13 protein-coding genes and 4 tRNA genes are annotated in these 16,915 nt (G+C 44.5%); 13 read left to right on the forward strand and 4 right to left on the reverse strand.

Annotation, left to right across the window (positions count from 1 at the left end):
* Window positions 1-18: 18 nt before the first annotated feature.
* A complete protein-coding gene (gene sbcB / locus V7R39_RS05090) occupies window positions 19-1,449 on the reverse strand; it encodes an exodeoxyribonuclease I (RefSeq protein ID WP_334028848.1) in 1,431 nt (476 codons plus the stop codon).
* A 343-nt stretch (window positions 1,450-1,792) separates the two neighbouring features.
* On the opposite strand from sbcB, the gene V7R39_RS05095 reads away from it, so the two are divergent.
* The gene (locus V7R39_RS05095) at window positions 1,793-2,212 is read left to right on the forward strand and encodes a CBS domain-containing protein (RefSeq protein WP_334028851.1); all 420 of its coding nucleotides are present in this window, start codon (window positions 1,793-1,795) and stop codon (window positions 2,210-2,212) included.
* A gap of 48 nt (window positions 2,213-2,260) precedes the next feature.
* Here the strand turns inward: V7R39_RS05095 and V7R39_RS05100 are convergent, their stop codons facing one another.
* On the reverse strand, window positions 2,261-2,404 hold the full coding sequence (locus V7R39_RS05100) for a hypothetical protein (RefSeq protein ID WP_334028853.1): 144 nt from the start codon (window positions 2,402-2,404) through the stop codon (window positions 2,261-2,263).
* Window positions 2,405-2,457: 53 nt separating this feature from the next.
* On the opposite strand from V7R39_RS05100, the gene V7R39_RS05105 reads away from it, so the two are divergent.
* The 4 genes from V7R39_RS05105 (at window position 2,458) to V7R39_RS05120 (ending at window position 8,851) form a co-directional block, all read left to right on the forward strand.
* A complete protein-coding gene (locus V7R39_RS05105) occupies window positions 2,458-3,789 on the forward strand; it encodes a Na+/H+ antiporter NhaC family protein (RefSeq protein WP_334028855.1) in 1,332 nt (443 codons plus the stop codon).
* Between the two features lie 65 nt (window positions 3,790-3,854).
* Window positions 3,855-7,889 (forward strand): ATP-dependent RNA helicase HrpA, encoded by a 4,035-nt coding sequence (hrpA, locus tag V7R39_RS05110; RefSeq protein ID WP_334028856.1) that lies wholly within the window; start codon window positions 3,855-3,857, stop codon window positions 7,887-7,889.
* A 120-nt stretch (window positions 7,890-8,009) separates the two neighbouring features.
* Window positions 8,010-8,312 (forward strand): PilZ domain-containing protein, encoded by a 303-nt coding sequence (locus V7R39_RS05115; protein WP_163107205.1) that lies wholly within the window; start codon window positions 8,010-8,012, stop codon window positions 8,310-8,312.
* A 329-nt stretch (window positions 8,313-8,641) separates the two neighbouring features.
* Window positions 8,642-8,851, forward strand: coding sequence for a DUF2061 domain-containing protein (locus V7R39_RS05120; protein WP_334028861.1), 210 nt, complete (start codon window positions 8,642-8,644; stop codon window positions 8,849-8,851).
* A gap of 166 nt (window positions 8,852-9,017) precedes the next feature.
* Here the strand turns inward: V7R39_RS05120 and V7R39_RS05125 are convergent, their stop codons facing one another.
* Window positions 9,018-10,211: a class I SAM-dependent rRNA methyltransferase gene (locus V7R39_RS05125; protein ID WP_334028863.1), complete on the reverse strand. Its 1,194-nt coding sequence runs from the start codon at window positions 10,209-10,211 to the stop codon at window positions 9,018-9,020.
* A gap of 297 nt (window positions 10,212-10,508) precedes the next feature.
* Between V7R39_RS05125 and V7R39_RS05130 the strand changes: the two genes are divergently transcribed.
* On the forward strand, window positions 10,509-11,486 hold the full coding sequence (locus V7R39_RS05130; RefSeq protein ID WP_334028865.1) for an NAD(P)H-quinone oxidoreductase: 978 nt from the start codon (window positions 10,509-10,511) through the stop codon (window positions 11,484-11,486).
* A 17-nt stretch (window positions 11,487-11,503) separates the two neighbouring features.
* Here V7R39_RS05130 and rnhA read toward each other — a convergent pair whose 3' ends face one another.
* The gene (rnhA, locus tag V7R39_RS05135; RefSeq protein WP_032095875.1) at window positions 11,504-11,974 is read right to left on the reverse strand and encodes a ribonuclease HI; all 471 of its coding nucleotides are present in this window, start codon (window positions 11,972-11,974) and stop codon (window positions 11,504-11,506) included.
* 260 nt (window positions 11,975-12,234) lie between these two features.
* Here rnhA and dnaQ point away from each other — a divergent pair, with 260 nt between their 5' ends.
* The 7 genes from dnaQ to V7R39_RS05170 all read left to right on the forward strand — a co-directional run bounded on the left by dnaQ (window position 12,235) and on the right by V7R39_RS05170 (window position 16,860).
* A complete protein-coding gene (gene dnaQ, locus V7R39_RS05140; RefSeq protein ID WP_334028869.1) occupies window positions 12,235-12,939 on the forward strand; it encodes a DNA polymerase III subunit epsilon in 705 nt (234 codons plus the stop codon).
* Between the two features lie 55 nt (window positions 12,940-12,994).
* On the forward strand, window positions 12,995-14,512 hold the full coding sequence (locus V7R39_RS05145; RefSeq protein ID WP_438823511.1) for a TIGR03503 family protein: 1,518 nt from the start codon (window positions 12,995-12,997) through the stop codon (window positions 14,510-14,512).
* Between the two features lie 206 nt (window positions 14,513-14,718).
* Window positions 14,719-14,795 (forward strand) — tRNA-Asp (locus V7R39_RS05150).
* Between the two features lie 28 nt (window positions 14,796-14,823).
* Window positions 14,824-14,900: transfer RNA gene (locus V7R39_RS05155), tRNA-Asp, on the forward strand.
* Window positions 14,901-14,941: 41 nt separating this feature from the next.
* Window positions 14,942-15,018: transfer RNA gene (locus V7R39_RS05160), tRNA-Asp, on the forward strand.
* Between the two features lie 58 nt (window positions 15,019-15,076).
* A tRNA-Asp gene (locus V7R39_RS05165) sits at window positions 15,077-15,153 on the forward strand.
* Between the two features lie 156 nt (window positions 15,154-15,309).
* On the forward strand, window positions 15,310-16,860 hold the full coding sequence (locus V7R39_RS05170) for an EAL domain-containing protein (RefSeq protein ID WP_334028873.1): 1,551 nt from the start codon (window positions 15,310-15,312) through the stop codon (window positions 16,858-16,860).
* Window positions 16,861-16,915 lie beyond the last annotated feature (55 nt).

The following is a 16,915-nucleotide window of genomic DNA, read 5'->3' on the forward strand; positions in this document are numbered from 1 at the left end:
TCTGATAGTGGCTTTGCGTCAAAGGTTTTCAGCGTATTGATACAACGCACGCAAAATTGCCTGCTTGTCAGGGTTATCACTATACTCGTGGGCAAGTTGTTCGAGTTTAACCAAATAGGAGTCTAAGGTGATAGAACCGTTTGACGATATATCGGTTAAACGGGCGTGGCGATGACGCTGCCATCGTGTCATCTCATCAGCGGTAAGCGTATTTGGAAAGTTTCTAGCGCGATATCTAAAAAGAAGCGCCCGTAAACCCTGATGTTGGGTATTATCAGCAATAGCTATCAAGTTTTCTGGCCGAGACTCAATAACTTGCTCGCACCAGCGTCTATCTTCCTCGCTTAAAAAGCCACCACTATAAAGCGCATGGTCGATATCCTGCTCATCATGCTCTTCCTCAATGTCATACAGTGCCACTAGCTTTTGCGCTATCTCGGGGTTTGCCGCAATTTTTCTGTAGTTATCTAGACAGCGCTCGCGGTTGAGGCCTAAACGCTCTGCGTTCTCTTCAGACATGGCTTTCGCGGTAGTAATGAACGGAGAGCGATTTGCATGAATAACCTTAATACCAGGGCGTTCTTGTTTGCTAGTAAATTGCTCCGCTGGAGCATAAAGTTTTTGTTTTATCTCTTCAGGCGTGTCGTTCAGTAAACTATCAACATCGTGAGATAAATCGACGGTAATAAATCCATTACCGTTTTTGGGATGCTTGGCAATAGGCATTATCCATGTACAGCAGCCTTGAACGGCAGGTAGCTTGGAAGAAATGTGAAGCAATACTGATGGCTTAGAGAGATCGATCTGCTGCATTACCGCGTGTTTACTGCGAAGAGAAAAGGCGTAATCAAACAATCTTGGCTGTTTTTCTTTTATTAGCTTTGCAAGGGCAATGGTAGCGTAAACATCACTTAATGCGTCGTGGGCGTTACCGTGCTCAAGGCCGTTAGCTTCGGTGAGTAGTTCAAGTTTAAAGCTTGGTGAGCCGTCATCCCGTTCAGGCCATACAATACCTTCAGGGCGAAGCGCATAACACGCCCGCGCTAGGTCGATGATGTCCCAGCGGCTATTACCGTTTCTCCATTCTCTTGAGTACGGTTCGTAAAAGTTGCGATAAAACAAAAAGCGAGCAACTTCGTCATCAAAACGAATACTGTTATATCCAACGCTACATGTGTTGGGCGTGGACATTTCCTGATAAATTTTCGCAGCAAAGTCAGCCTCGTTGGAGCCGTCGCGCAATGTTTGCTGCGGCGTAATTCCAGTTACCAAGCAGGCTTCAGGGTGGGGAAGATAGTCATTGGCTATGGCGCTCATTATATTAATGGGCTTGCCCACAATGTTTAAGTTTTCGTCGGTACGTACCGCGGCAAATTGACAGGGTAAGTCCTTATGGGTGTTTGTGCCGAAAGTTTCAAAGTCGTGCCATAAAAAAGTAGGTGTTTGCATAACCACCGAAATGTTCCCTTAAATTTGTGTTGCAGTTTACACTGGGATACGGCCAGCGCCAAATTTCTATCCTGTTACGTTTTAAGCTTTTATCAGTGACATTATTTTGGTTGTAAAAAGCATCAAACGTCGGTGAGAAGAAACGAGCTTATCCGTATTTTTACAGGTTGCACATCATTACTGTAAAAATTTTGTTAAATCAGCTGGCTTGAGCTAATTTCTCGGTCTACGCTAAAACGGTGAGGGAATGTCGCTTTCACGGATTTTTATAATAATGAAAATGTCGCATCGCTTATTCTTTTACGATTTAACTGCTAATAGGCGCGTCGGCTGGAGAACAAAAATGGAATCGTTGCAAGTCAGTGATTATATGAATACGCATCCAGTAAAGCTGAACGCTGAGATGCCAGTTGCGCAGGCTGTAGAAGCACTATTATCCACCCAACAAAGCGGAGGTCCGGTGCTCGATATAAAAGGTAGAGTCATAGGGTTTTTATCCGAGCAAGATTGCATTGCTACAATGATTGCGTCTAGCTATTACCGAGAGCAGATATGTCGGGTGGGCGATATTATGAAAGCACCGGTACTCTCCGTAAAACCCTATATGTCAGTGATTGAATTAGGGGAATTATTTTTGAAACAAAAACCTAAAGTCTATCCTGTGGTAGATGATGACGGCATATTGTTGGGATGCATTAATAGAACGTCGGTGTTAAAAGCCATTGATGTTCAGTTAAATGATGGCTATCGACACGCGGTTTAACCAAATGCATTGGCTTTGTCTCTTTTTACCGATATTGGAGAGGGTATCTTAAAGGGACAAGGTCAATACGCTAAGTAATACTGCAATCTGTCTAATTCCCTCTTTTTCATTGCGCCCCTTTAATGCACAGAACACGTGAGTGATAAATTGAAAGCCCATCAGGTCTTTAATTTTCTTTTGCAATATAATCAAAACCTTTTATCCTCTCCACCTAATGAAATTTGACGAAACATAAACGAGTTCCTGTGCATCTAACTAATTCTGTCGCGCCAAATCCAATAGGGTTAACGCCCATTCTTCTTTTTGTTGTTCTTGTTGTTGTGACGGGTGTAACGACCAATGACATCACTTCAATGCCTATTTTAGTTGCGTTTTTTATCAGCGCTGGATACGGCCTTTGTCTAAACCCCAAGAATGAAAAAGTGAGCTTTTCTGAGAAAGTCCAAACTTTTTGTAAAGGCGGTGGCGATAAGAATATCATCTTGCTGGTCCTCATCTTCCTCCTGGCGGGGGCATTTTATGCGGTCACGATTGATATTGGTGCCCGTGATGCAACAGTAAACATGGCGCTGCAGTTTGTACCGTCGTCACTCATTTTGCCGGGCTTATTTCTAATTTGTTGCTTTATTTCTTTTGCAATGGGCACCTCGATGGGAACGATAACCGCGCTATCACCTATAGGCGCGGGCCTTGCTACTAATCTCGGGCTTCCTATTGAAATGGCACTGGGAATTGTTGTTGGTGGAGCTATGTTCGGTGATAACCTCTCGTTTGTGTCAGATACCACTATTGCGGCAACCAGAACCCAAGGAGTGCAGCTAAAAGATAAGTTTCGCGCAAACCTTATGGTGGCTCTGCCTGCATGTATCGTGACAATGATGTTACTTCTATTTGTTGATGTGGACACATCGGGTATTGTGCAAGCAGAAAGCTATGATTTTTGGCGAATTTTACCGTATCTGTGCATTATCGCTTTTGCGCTTAGTGGTTTTAACGTCATCAGTGTTCTGGCTATTGGTATTGCCAGTGCTTGTTTAGTTGGTCTTGCCCAAGATAGTTTTAGTTTACTGTCGATGATGCAAAGCATTCAAAAAGGGATGGGGTGGATGCAAGACTTAGCGATGATAGCTATCACTATTGGCGGCATTGTGGCATTAATGCATGCTAATGGCGGCATAACGTGGCTTATACAAAGATTAACACGGCGCGTCACCACCAAAAGAGGGGCTGAGTTTAGTATTGCTGGTTTAGTCAGCTTTTTGGATATAACCACAGCGAACAATACTATTGCTATTGTAACCGCGGGGCCTATTGCCAAAGATTTAAACGAAAAATATGGAGTAGACCCTCGTCGAACCGCGTCGTTACTTGACATATTTTCATGCAGCTTTCAGGGGCTTGTGCCTTATGGTGCCCAGCTTCTTAGTGCTGCGGCAGTAGTGGGGATTTCTCCTTTAGCCATTACCCCTTATTGTTGGTATCCCATGTTGATTTTTGTTTTTGGGATTGCGGCAATTAGCCTTGGTTTTCCTCGCTTCAGTGAACCACAGGGTGATGAGTTAACCCAGACGCCTTGAATTCTCGTACTAGTAGCCAATATTCAAATTTTACGCTCTAAAGTCATTTTCCGTAGGATGTTAGTTTGTCTTCACCCATTGCAATAAAACCGCTTTATCAAAAACTTGACGCTTGCCTTACCGCTGATAAATTTCGATTGAAGCGACGTATTACTCAGCTCGTTCAAGCCCTCAAAGCATCTGAAACCAAGGCACCTGAAACCAAGACACCTGAAACCAAGGCCTCTTCAAAAGCCAATACTATATCTGACGGCAAAGCCGCTCCTGAAACCAAGTCTGCATCTGACGGTAAAGTTGTTTCAAAAGGCAATGAACACAATAATGAAAAACTGCTGCAGCAATTTGAAAAACTAGAGAATGACATTGCACGCTCTGCTGAGAAAAAAGCTCAGAGAAAAGCCAACTTACCAACGGTTGAATATCCACCGCTTCCTGTTAGTGACAAGAGAGAGGATATAAAGGACGCTATTGCGAATAACCAAGTTGTTATTGTTGCAGGTGAAACAGGCTCGGGAAAGACCACACAGCTGCCTAAAATCTGTTTAGAGTTAGGCCGCGGTGTAGACGGAATGATTGCTCACACACAGCCAAGACGACTTGCCGCGCGAAGCGTAGCCACGCGTATCGCTGAGGAATTGAACACGCCTCTTGGGGAGAAAGTAGGGTTTAAAATACGCTTCAGCGATCAAGTGAGTGAGCGAAGCTACGTAAAGCTGATGACCGACGGCATGCTGCTAGCTGAAATGCAGCAAGACAGATTCTTAAATCAGTATGACACCATTATTATTGATGAAGCCCATGAGCGAAGCCTCAACATTGACTTCTTACTCGGCTATTTACGTCAGCTGCTAGATAAGCGCCCAGATCTAAAGCTAATCATTACCTCTGCAACCATCGATCCTGAGCGCTTCTCTGAGCACTTTAATAATGCGCCTATTATCGAGGTAAGCGGCAGAACGTATCCTGTAGAGGTTCGCTATCGCTCCAATGAAGATGCTGACAACGAAGTGGAGCAAACTGATGCAATTATCCACGCTGTCGATGAGCTTATGGGCGAAGCGCCAGGTGATATATTGGTGTTTCTTAGCGGTGAGCGGGAAATACGCGACACTCAAGATGCCCTGAGTAAACAGCATTACCGCAACACCGAAGTGGTGCCCCTGTATGCGCGCTTATCGGCTTCAGAGCAAAATCGAATATTTCAGTCTCACAGTGGAAGACGGATTGTACTCGCTACCAACGTAGCGGAAACCTCTCTGACTGTGCCCGGCATTAAATATGTTATTGACCCTGGCTTTGCACGTATTTCTCGCTATAGCGCCCGCAGTAAAGTGCAGCGATTACCCATAGAGCCAATTTCTCAAGCATCGGCGAATCAGCGGGCAGGGCGCTGTGGTCGTGTATCTGACGGTATTTGTATTCGGCTTTACAGTGAAGACGATTACTTGGGCCGCCCTGAGTTTACGGACCCAGAAATATTGCGAACTAACTTAGCGTCAGTCATTTTGCAAATGCTGGCCTTAGGTTTAGGTGATATTGCTGCTTTTCCCTTTGTGCAGCCCCCAGATAACCGCAATATCAATGACGGCTTTAGGCTGCTAGAAGAAATTCAAGCAATTGCAAAACACAAAGACAAAATGCAGCTAACGAAAATGGGAAGAAGCATTGCGCGGCTCCCTATCGACCCTCGCTATGCGCGAATGGTGATTGAAGCAGACAGTACTAATGCGCTCAGTGAAGTCATGGTTATCGCTGCAGGCCTCTCTATACAAGACCCGCGAGAGCGGCCGCAAGAAAAGCGCCAACAAGCGGATGAAAGTCACAGTGAGTTTGCAGATAAAGACTCAGACTTTATCAGCCTTCTTAACCTGTGGTTAGGTTTTAAAGAGCAGCAAAATAACCTTACTCAAAACCAGCTTAGGAAATGGTGTAAAACGCGGTTTATCAACTATCTGCGTATGAGAGAGTGGCAGGACATTGTCAGCCAACTGAAAAAATCCATAGCCGAATTAGGGTTTGGCATTAGCAGTCAAGAGGCCGACTACCAAGCTATTCACCAAGCTATTGCCAGTGGTCTTCTATCTCATCTGGGCTTTAAGGACAAAGACCGAGAGTATTTAGGCTCTCGAAATACCAAGTTTATGATCTTTCCGGGCTCGGGTTTAGCAAAAGCACAACCTAAATGGATAATGGCGGCGGAGCTAGTAGAAACATCAAAGCTGTTTGGCCGTATGGTTGCCAAAATCGAGCCGTCTTGGATAGAGCCCCTTGCCACACACGTGACGCAAAGTAGCTATTCAGAGCCCCACTGGTCCAAAAAGAGAGGCGCCGTTATTGCCTTTGAAAAGGTAACGCTTTTTGGGCTGCCAATTGTGATGAAACGAGCGAAAGTGTACAGCCTTATTGACCCCGCTATTTGCCATGAGCTATTTATTCGCGAAGCGCTGGTGGCGGGCAATACGAAAATCAATTATCAATTTCTACAGGAAAACCAAGCATTACTTGAACAGGCAGACGAATTTGAGCAAAAAACTCGACGCCGAGATTTGATAGTCGACGATGAAGAGCTTGCACACTTTTATGCTCAGCGTGTTCCCATTGAGGCAAATAACGATGCGGCGTTTAAAAAATGGTTTAGACAGCATGGTAAAAATGAAAACCTAACGTTTAGTGAAGAGGATGTTTATCGTCAGCAGCCTGGGCAGTCGGTTGCCAATGCGTTCCCTGATATTTGGCGACAAGGTAACGTCACGTTGCCCCTTCGCTATAACTTTGAACCGAACGCTGAAGACGATGGTGTCACTGTTCTTATTCCGCTGCCCGTTCTGAACCAAGTCGACGATGTTGGCTTTGATTGGTTAGTGCCGGGGCTAAGGCACGAGCTTATTGTGGGAATGATAAAAACCTTGCCCAAACGTTTGCGTCGAAATTTTGTTCCTGCGCCTAATTTTGCAGATGCTTGCCTTGCGGATATAAGTGAAACAGATAAAAACAATCGGCCTGTGCAAATAGTAGATGCAGTGGCTGATAAATTGCGCAAAATGACAGGAGTTGTGATTGAGCCAGAAGATTGGAACTTCGAGCAACTAGACAAGCACCTAAAGATGCATTTTGCAGTAACCAATGACAACAATGAAAATATTGCGGTTGGTGATGATTTGCACGCGCTGAAACAGCAGTGTGCAGGACAAGTGCAAAAGACGTTCGAGAAAGCCGCTACGCCTGATTTAGAACGAAGCGATATTGAGCAGTGGGATTTTGAGAGCATTCCTGAAACATTTGTGCAAAAGGTGGGAGGCTTTGAAGTACAGGCGTTCCCAGCGCTGGTAAGACGGGGTGACAAAGTAGATATTGCCCTTGTTGATGAAGCCGATAAGGCTGTACTTGAACATCGACAAGGCGTAAACGTTTTAATCAAAAACGCCATGCCTTCTCCATTGAATTACTTACAAAATAAGCTGCCGAATAAAGCAAAGCTGGGTCTTTACTTTAATCCTTTTGGTCATGTTAAAGCGCTCATCGATGACTGTATTTTTGCGGGGATCGACGCTTTGGTGTCTGATTATTGCAAAGCGCATAATACTGATATTAGAAAAAAGGCAGACTTTGAAGCCTGTGTTGACAAAGTCAGGGCTGACATAAATGACAGAGTGCTCGATATTGCTAAGCAAGTAGAGCAGGGGCTTACGCTTGCCCATCAATGTCAAAAGCAAATGAAGGGCAACGTGCCCCTTACAATGATTAACGCATTAGGCGATTGTAAGGCTCACTTAGCGTCGTTAGTATATCCTGGGTTTGCCTCGCATATTGGTGAGGGTAGGTTAGACGATTGGAACCGATATATTAAAGGTCTCTCACGTAGATTAGAAAAACTGCCTATCGATCCTAACAAAGACAGAATGCATCAATTGACCATTGAAAAAAGTATTAACGAATGGGAAAAGACTCGCAGTAAATATCCGAAGGGAAAGGTACCTGAGTCTCTTGATGATGCGCGGTGGATGATTGAAGAATTAAGAGTCTCTTTGTTTGCACAACAGCTTGGTACCGCTTATCCCATATCGGCGAAACGTATTACCTTGTTCTTAGACGATTTTTAATTCTTGCTATTACACACTGTATGTATACATAATTTAATCACTTGGTTTGACAAGTGATTATCCTCAATCTATAACAGAAAGAGGGTAGTAAGCGTGAGCTAAAAATCAGAGGAAGTAGGCATGCTAGGATACGACGACAAGCGTAATTTTTTCAGGATGATGGTCAACTCGCCGTGTCAATTACAGGTTACCGACGATGAGTCTAGCCGGACGATGCAGGCGATGTGTAGGGATATAAGCGCAACGGGCATGTCTTTAGAGGTTGATGAACCCGCTATCGAGGTGGGAACGCAGATTAGTGTTGCCATAGAGTCCTCTAGTTCACAGATACCATCACTAGCAGCCCTTGCAAATGTGGTGCGGTGTGAGCCGGAAACTGATGCAAGTTGTATCATCGGTGTTGAAATTACTCAAATGAAATAGCATGACCTAGGTTTCACGACTTGGGTTTCACAAATTAGCTAGCACGAACAAAGCACCGCACAGCAAAAGGCATATAGGCGTTGCTTGCAAGTACTGCTGCAACACAACAGTTGCGCGCTATTATTGGATTTTTAAAAACGGCGTAGGTCACTTTGTGACTTACGCCGTTTTTTTGTGTCTTGATTAAAAAAAGCGATTACTTTGTTATAGAAAAAGAGTGAGTAATCTTGCTTGCAATTGATAATAATTCTCATTACGATATCAGTCATTAAGATATTAGCCATCACGAATTAAGTGAAACTAATTTACGCGAATTTGAGGAGCCAATTGTGAAAAAGACAATAACATTTGCCATTATGCACTTTGCGGTAGCATTTACTGTTGCCTTTTTACTAACGGGCAGTATGGTTGTAGGTTCTCTGGTAGCACTCGTTGAGCCAGCAGTGAATACGGTGGCTTTTTACTTTCATGAAATGGTGTGGAAAAAGCTAGAGGAAAAGCCTGTGAGTGACAGTGGTATGTCTCAGGTGGCACTTTGAGGTAAAACATGGCGGCAAACATAACGTAAGGTAAAACATAACCTTATGTTATGCCACCACTCGCCTCACACAACTGCTGCTTCCCCACACAGCGTAATGGCGTTTGACAAGCGTTCGCGCCTCAGTTGCAAACGCGAATCAAGTTCGGCGACTAACGTGTTATACGTTAGTCGTCAGTGACCTCACAAACCAGGCCTTTCAAGTAATACCCTTCAGGGTAGCTGCCAATGATAGGGTGGTCAGAGGCTTGATTAAGCCTAGCAATAATTTTGATCGTACGACCTGCATCAAGGGCGGCATCGGCAACAATTTTTTGAAATAGATCTGCAGGCATCAGGCCTGAGCAACTAAACGTCAGTAGAAGTCCCCCTGATCTCACCGCATGAATGCCGTACATATTTATGTCTTTGTAGCCGCGGGCTGCGCGATTGAGGGTGGCCTTGTTATCGACAAACTTTGGTGGGTCGAGAATAACCATATCAAACTGCTTTCCTTCGCTTTGATATTCTCGTAATGCTTTAAAAACATCTTTATTGATGTAATGCGCTTTATCTTCGTCAAGTTCGTTAATAGCAACGTGGTGTTTCGCTAAGTCTAGAGCGGGTTGAGACACATCGACGTTGGTAACCGTTTTGGCACCGCCTTTTAGCGCGTAACATGAAAAGGTGCCGGTATAACTAAAGCAGTTTAATACGTCGGCATCTTTTGCATAATAGCCGGCGGCAGCTCGGCTGTCTCTTTGGTCGAGGTAGAACCCTGTTTTGTGGCCGTTTTCAATATCAACGACAATCTTGAGGCCGTTTTCTAAAACGGTAACTTGGCTAGGCGGTGTGCCGTGTAATACGCCCATCACTGGCTCTAGCCCTTCTTTCTTGCGCACATCTACATCGCTGCGCTCATAGATATGCACATCGGGAAGGAGTTTCGTGATTGCCCACACTATTTTGCTTCTGTGTTTTTCTCCACCAGCACTGAGCAGTTGAACCACAGCCACGTTGTCGTATAAGTCGATAGTAATGCCAGGCAGGCCATCACTCTCTGACGCTACCCACCTGAACGCATTCGTTGTTGCGGGATTAAACAAGCGCTTGCGAAGGGCTAGCGCGGTTTCCAACCTGCGCATGAAAAAACCGTTGTCGATGCTTTCCTCTTTTTTGAATGTCCACATACGAATTCGAATTTTTGATTCTGGGGAATAAGCCCCGCGTCCCAACCATTCACCTTCTGAGTCAAAAACATCCACCGTATCGCCAAGCTTTGCTCGACCTTTTACTTCAGCTACCGCGCTTTCAAAAATCCACGGGTGGCGCCGACGCAACGATTTATCTCGATTAGGCTGAAGGATGACTTGTGCTGACATGAAGGCTCTCTTACTCAATAAAGTAGATATAAAAAGGTTAAAAGTGGATAAAATTACGTGGAAATCCACGTGGATGCTCCCGCGAATAACTTCGCAGCGGCCACGCACGCACTCACGCACGCACTCACGCAATACTAATAATATCATACCGAAATTTAGCTTACCTTGTGTCGATATCTGTTGTGAAAAACAAATTGAGATGACAACGCCAGCAGGTCAAGCGCTAACTAAACTTTAATCTTGGCAGTCCCGTAAACAAGTCACATCCGCAGATGCGGTTATTGACAGGAGCGCAAAATGTATTACGTAGACTTTGAAAAAGGATGTTCGCCCTCAGAACTCGTTGTTAAAGAGAGAGAGTCCTATAAGCTGCCCGATAACATGGTGAAAGTGGCGGTGAACGCTTTTGGCGTTAATCGCGCAGATACATTACAACGTCAGGGACACTATCCGGCTCCACAGGGAGAAAGCCCAATACTCGGATTAGAAGTTGCAGGCACCGTAACGGAAGTGGCGTCAGGCATCACCAATGTAAAAGAGGGTGATCGCGTGTTTGGACTCGTCGCCGGTGGTGGATACGCAACAGAAGCTATCGTTAACCCTTCCCATTTAATGGCTATTCCTCAAGGCATGCCTTTTGTTGAAGCAGCCGGGCTTGCTGAGGTTTTTTTGACCGCTTTTCAATGTTTGCGAAGCATAGCTCATGTGAAGCCCGCCCAGCATGCCCTTATCCATGGAGGCGCGAGCGGCGTCGGTCTGGCCGCTACACAGCTATGTCGCTATTGGGGGGTACACAGTGCAGTGACGGCGTCAGCTCAGGAAAAGTTGAATTTGTGCCAAGAGAATGGGGCAGAGCTACTGATAAACTATAAAAAACACTCATTTGCAGACGAAATTAAACGGGAATGGCCTGAAGGCATTGATATGGTGCTTGATATGGTTGGGGGAGACTATCTCAATAAGAATCTTAGCGTGATAAAACAAGATGGCATTATCGTTAACCTTGCCATGTTAGCCGGGCGCTACGCTGATAATTTAGATATGGCACTATTACTCGGTAAACGCGCTACTATCACGGGAACGACCCTTCGCAATCGCAGCGATGGGTACAAAGCAAATCTTATTAGTGATTTCGCCACAGTTTGTTTGCCGGCGTTTGAAACAGGTGAGTTGGTGGTGAATCTCGACACCCATTACAACATTAAAGACATCAGCCAGCCCCATGCCCGTTTAGAAGCTAATGATACAAAGGGCAAGATAGTGGTGTCTTGGTAAATTGAACCTAAAGCAATCTATTTGGCAACGAAACCATCGTCTGGTTTCGTTGGCTTAGATTCAGCCGCAGTTCTTGCCAATACGTCGCATCGTTCATTTTCTGGGTGACCTGAATGCCCCTTCACCCAATGCCAGTTAACGGAATGCTTTTTCACAGCTTCGTCTAGTCGCTTCCATAAATCTGCATTTTTCACCGGCTTTTTGTCTGATGTTTTCCAGCCGTTTTTGCGCCAGTTATGGATCCACTGATTAATCCCATTTTTAACATATTGGCTATCGGTGGTGAGTTCTACTTTGCAGGTTTCTGTTAAAGAATTTAGCGCTTCAATGGGGGCCAGTAGCTCCATTCTGTTGTTGGTGGTATGTGCAAAGCCATCGCTTAATTCTTTCCTATGACCTTTATAGATAAGTACAGCGCCATACCCACCTGGTCCTGGATTACCTAGACAGGAGCCATCGGTAAAAATATCTATGGTTTTCTGTGTCATGTCTTCTTTTCCCATATGTTTTTCACCGCACGCGTTGTAACTGCAGCTTTTTAATCACGTACTCGCTCATTACAGCATTACTAAACGCAGCTTTTGGCAAGAAGTGTTCTTTTTATGTTAAGCGCCTATCAGCTTTAGTTCAGCTTTTGTCAGCTCTTATATAATGAACTGATACATTTATTTTAACTATTTCCCTTAGCCTGTAGCGAAGGCCTTGATATACTATCAAAAAATAGAAACACATTAATAGCAGAGGATGTATGCGCCAAATTGTTTTAGATACTGAGACGACGGGTATTGACCCTAAAGAAGGCCATAGAATCATTGAAATTGGCTGTGTTGAAGTAGTAAACCGTCGTTTAACCGGCAATCACTTCCACGCTTACATCAACCCCGGTCGTCACATAGAGCAAGAAGCGATAGAAGTACATGGTATTACCAATGAGTTTCTCGCGGATAAACCGGTGTTTTCATCTGTGGCAAACGATTTCGTGAATTTTATCAAAGGTGCACAATTGGTGATTCACAACGCGCCCTTTGACGTTGGGTTCATGGATCATGAATTCAAAATGGAAGCGCGAACCAAGGGTGTGGTTACCAGTAAAATCTGCGATGTACTGGATACGCTCACTCTTGCCAGAAAAATGCACCCTGGGCAGAAAAATAACCTTGATGCCTTGTGTAAGCGCTACGGTATAGACAACAGTCATCGAACGCTGCACGGTGCATTGCTTGATGCCGAAATTCTTGCCGATGTTTATTTATTGATGACAGGTGGGCAGACCAAACTGAAATTGGCGTCAAGCGGCACCAGTGATGCCGATGCTACAGCACTTCGTCGTATTGAGCGTTCGGCAAATAAATTAAAGGTTATCAAGGCCAGCGCCGATGAATTAGAACAGCATGAAGCGCGACTGAATATTGTCGAGGAAGCGGGTGGTAGCTGTATATGGCGGCCTCAGTGATCAAGACGAGCCAGCAGTAGATAACCGATATAACTAAATGCAGGAGCATAGCAACGTGAGAGTGTGGATTTATTGCGTAATTGTCCTTTTGGGTACATGGTGTTCAAACGCTTCTTCACAATCGTTGCGAGAGCAGCAAGATCTTGCACTACAAACTGCTGATGGTGCGGTAACGCCAGAGGAAGACACAAAGCAGTCGGTAGACACCTCTGTTATCTCTGAGCTTGGAGATAATTACACCAATTCCATACAGTTGCTTCAAAATCGTTTTCGTGTGGACTACAACGTTGAAGAGATCACCATGGTGTTCTTTCGCAAATACGGTTCTGCACCCGTTGTGCTGGTTCGCCCCGATGGCTCTAAATTATTTCAAGGAAGGGTAGACGAAGAAAAAGTTGAGTGGTTCGATTCCGATTCTTTCGACATGATCACCATTAAAAACCCTGTCCCCGGTCCGTGGCAAGCAGTAGGGCAAGTGTTGCCAGAAAGCCGAATAATGGTTGTTTCTGATATAGAGCTAACCGCCGATCCTCTTCCAAATATCCTTTTTTCTGGCGAGATTTTAAAGTCTACGGCCTATCTCACAAATGGCGGAGAAGAAATAAAAAACACAGAGTTTCGAAACGTTGTGGATGTGGAAATAGAATTTATAAGCACCAATAATGCAAACTACAACAACTTTGGTGCAGTAGACGAGTTAGTTGCCACATTTGAAGACGATGGCTTAGGTATGGATGAGCGGCCTGGAGATGGTATTTTTACCGGTCAATTTAATTTAAAAATTGCGTCGGGAGAGTGGAAGCCTGTTTTTTCTGTCATAACGCCAATGATGACTCGTGAGCAAGAGGGCTCGCCAATAGTACTTCACGAAAACCCAGTAGACATTTCGGTGGTAATGAATGAAAACGATTCCGGATACCATAATCTGCTTATTGATGTAGACAGAGAGCTCGTTCAAATTGATTCCTTGTTGGTAGATGGAAAGGTGCGCTTTCCCAATGGGGATACACAAAACTTTTCCCTTACCGAAGGCGGACCAGACGCAAGGGAATACCAAATTGTTGCCTATGAAAAAGGTGTATTTCGCGTAAAGCTTACGGCTTATGGCACCACTACAGATGGCCGAGACTTTATTCTTGATGTACCAGAATACAGCTTCTTAGGGCAGGGCCCAGCGGAGCCTGAGGTAGAAGACCCTCTAATATATGGCGAAGACCCTATCGTAGATGGTAGCGCCCCATTGGTTACCAGCAACACTGAAACGCCATTTGAAACCGCGGAAAAGCCGCCTGAGGGCGATATGGATTCTGCCACATTGACAATTCTCATCATTGTCATTAACGGTTCAATCATTCTCATTGGCCTTATTGTCGCTGTTATTATCATCTTAAAACGGAAAAAGGGAAGTCGTGGAAAGGCTGAGCCTTCAAAAGCTAGGCCTTCAAAAGCAGAGCCTAAGAAAAAAGCCAAAGATAATGCTGCTGATGAGTCCAATCTTACCCTAGATGATAGCCCCAAAGGGATAAAGAAATTGTTTGCGATGTTTAAAAAGAAAAAACAGGATGAAAGCTAGGCCTGTAGGTATTGGTCCTGGCGTAAAATTGTCCATCTTGGATTTTATTTCGACATTGTGTTTATTTAACAGGCAAACAAACTGCAGATGACAATTTTATTAATAAAAAGCATTGACTCCACATTGGGGAATACGTATTATCTGCGCCGCAGTGAGGGCACAGGGTTACAGCAACCTTTTTAACTCACTGATAACATTGAAATTGTGGAGCGGTAGTTCAGTTGGTTAGAATACCGGCCTGTCACGCCGGGGGTCGCGGGTTCGAGTCCCGTCCGCTCCGCCACTTTCAATGAGATAACTAAAAGGTCTTCGGAGCGGTAGTTCAGTTGGTTAGAATACCGGCCTGTCACGCCGGGGGTCGCGGGTTCGAGTCCCGTCCGCTCCGCCATTTAGTTACTAGTTAGTTTTACAATGTAAGCTCGGTTATGTGGAGCGGTAGTTCAGTTGGTTAGAATACCGGCCTGTCACGCCGGGGGTCGCGGGTTCGAGTCCCGTCCGCTCCGCCATTAACTGCAAGCTAAGCATTGAAGTAAAGCTAACAGTATATTTGTAAGCCCATTGTGTGGAGCGGTAGTTCAGTTGGTTAGAATACCGGCCTGTCACGCCGGGGGTCGCGGGTTCGAGTCCCGTCCGCTCCGCCATCAATGCAAGGCTTCAATCACATATCCATCCTTCAGAAATAATCTCGCTATTTTAGGCCGCACGCTGGTCAGTTATTTACGACCAAAGTGGAATGCTATTTTTCCAGAACTAGTCTATTCTTTTCATATTTAAAATACTGAAATCCATGTGAAAGTATGAGCCAAAAGCCCCTAAATGAGCATATTACTGCAGATAAAGCGAAAGCGGTTCTCGTGTCGCTTGTTAGCGCTATCATTGTCACTTTTCTCCTATTTTTAATTATGCTTTCATTTGTCAAAGAGCAAGAGGAGAGACGAGCGCTAGAAATTCTCAATAATGTGGGTGTGGTATTTCAAGATGCTTCTGCAACGTTGGATAGGGTGAATGAATTAACGTTCAACCAGTGTAGCAACGAGCATTTATTTGCGATGAGAAAAATCTTATTTCGTTCACGCTTTGTGAAAGAAATAGGTTTTTACGAAGATGATGCGCTTGGCTGCAGTACTTATCTTGGTATTCTTGATGTGCCGTTCACCGACGCTGCACCTGACTTTGTAACGATTCAAGACGACATTTTCTGGATAAATACCCCTCTCGCCTTGTTCGACGAAAAAGCGGTGGGTACTGTCGTGAAAAGGGGGCGTTATAACGCCGTTCTGGATATGGGAAATGTTATCGGCTTCACTCGTTTTCTAGATTGGCAGTTGTTTTATAACGGCGATAAATTTTACCACATGGCTGGCAATAAAACGCTGCTTAAAAACTCAGTGTCAGAGAGCGAGTTATCAAGTGATTCATTTTTTTCTCTTCATTTCATCAAATGCCACGATGTTTATTATCTTACCTGTCTGAAAGTGGCCCCGGACATGAATCGCCTGTTCGATCTACACGTTGGTAAATTACTTCTTCTCTTTCTAGTCACACTAATGACAGCTGCATTTTCTCATGTACTTACGTTTAATTATCTTCGGCATAAACACTCTCTTGAATCGCGAATAAAAAAAGGGCTAACAAAATCGAGTTTTTACTGTGTGTACCAGCCTTTCGTAGACCTTGAATCTGGTAAGGTCATTGGGTGTGAGGTATTAAGTCGCTTCGAGGATGAATTAGGCGCGATTTATCCTGATGAGTTTATTCCACAAATTAAAGCATTAGGAATTACCCGAGAGTTTACACAAGACATGATCGAGAAATCTATGCTTGAGCTCACCAAAAATCAAGATATTCCTAAAGGGTTTAAGGTTTCATTTAACTTATTTCCCATGGATTTTAACCAAGATTACTGCCTTGACCTAGATTTTGCCCTCACACTTAATACAAAAGATTTCAAGCTAGTGCTGGAAATTACTGAAGATGAGCAAATTTCAACGCACAGTGCCATCAAGCATATTAAGTCATTGAAGAGCAAGGGGTTCCTCTTTGCTATTGATGATTTTGGTGTAGGCTACTCAAACCTTAGTCAGTTAAAGACGATGAACTGCGATTTCTTAAAAATTGATAGAAGCTTTGTTATGGAAATGGAAGAGAACAGTATTCGTTCATCCCTTATTCCCCACATTGTTGGTATTGCCAACGGCCTTGAGATTAAGTTGATTGCCGAAGGCGTAGAAAACAGTGAGCAGGCCAGTGAACTGCGCAACCTGTCCGTTGGTTTCGGTCAAGGTTGGTTATACGGAAGGCCTCAGACAGTTGAAGAATTATCAGAAAGTGTCAAACAAAGCGCTTAGGTAACATGCCCCTGTTATTTTCTATTTGGTGTTGGTAGTGTTTAACGCTACCATT

Origin of the sequence: Alteromonas sp. P256 (assembly GCF_036864455.1) — a bacterium.
Lineage (GTDB): Bacteria > Pseudomonadota > Gammaproteobacteria > Enterobacterales > Alteromonadaceae > Alteromonas.

What these genes read in the sequence shown, in the direction of transcription:
- sbcB (WP_334028848.1), bottom strand. Translation starts at nt 1,449, where the DNA reads ATGCAAACACCTACTTTTTTATGGCACGACTTTGAAACTTTCGGCACA.
- V7R39_RS05170 (WP_334028873.1), top strand. Translation starts at nt 15,310, where the DNA reads ATGAGCCAAAAGCCCCTAAATGAGCATATTACTGCAGATAAAGCGAAA.
- dnaQ (WP_334028869.1), top strand. Translation starts at nt 12,235, where the DNA reads ATGCGCCAAATTGTTTTAGATACTGAGACGACGGGTATTGACCCTAAA.
- V7R39_RS05115 (WP_163107205.1), top strand. Translation starts at nt 8,010, where the DNA reads ATGCTAGGATACGACGACAAGCGTAATTTTTTCAGGATGATGGTCAAC.
- V7R39_RS05125 (WP_334028863.1), bottom strand. Translation starts at nt 10,211, where the DNA reads ATGTCAGCACAAGTCATCCTTCAGCCTAATCGAGATAAATCGTTGCGT.
- rnhA (WP_032095875.1), bottom strand. Translation starts at nt 11,974, where the DNA reads ATGACACAGAAAACCATAGATATTTTTACCGATGGCTCCTGTCTAGGT.
- V7R39_RS05130 (WP_334028865.1), top strand. Translation starts at nt 10,509, where the DNA reads ATGTATTACGTAGACTTTGAAAAAGGATGTTCGCCCTCAGAACTCGTT.
- V7R39_RS05095 (WP_334028851.1), top strand. Translation starts at nt 1,793, where the DNA reads ATGGAATCGTTGCAAGTCAGTGATTATATGAATACGCATCCAGTAAAG.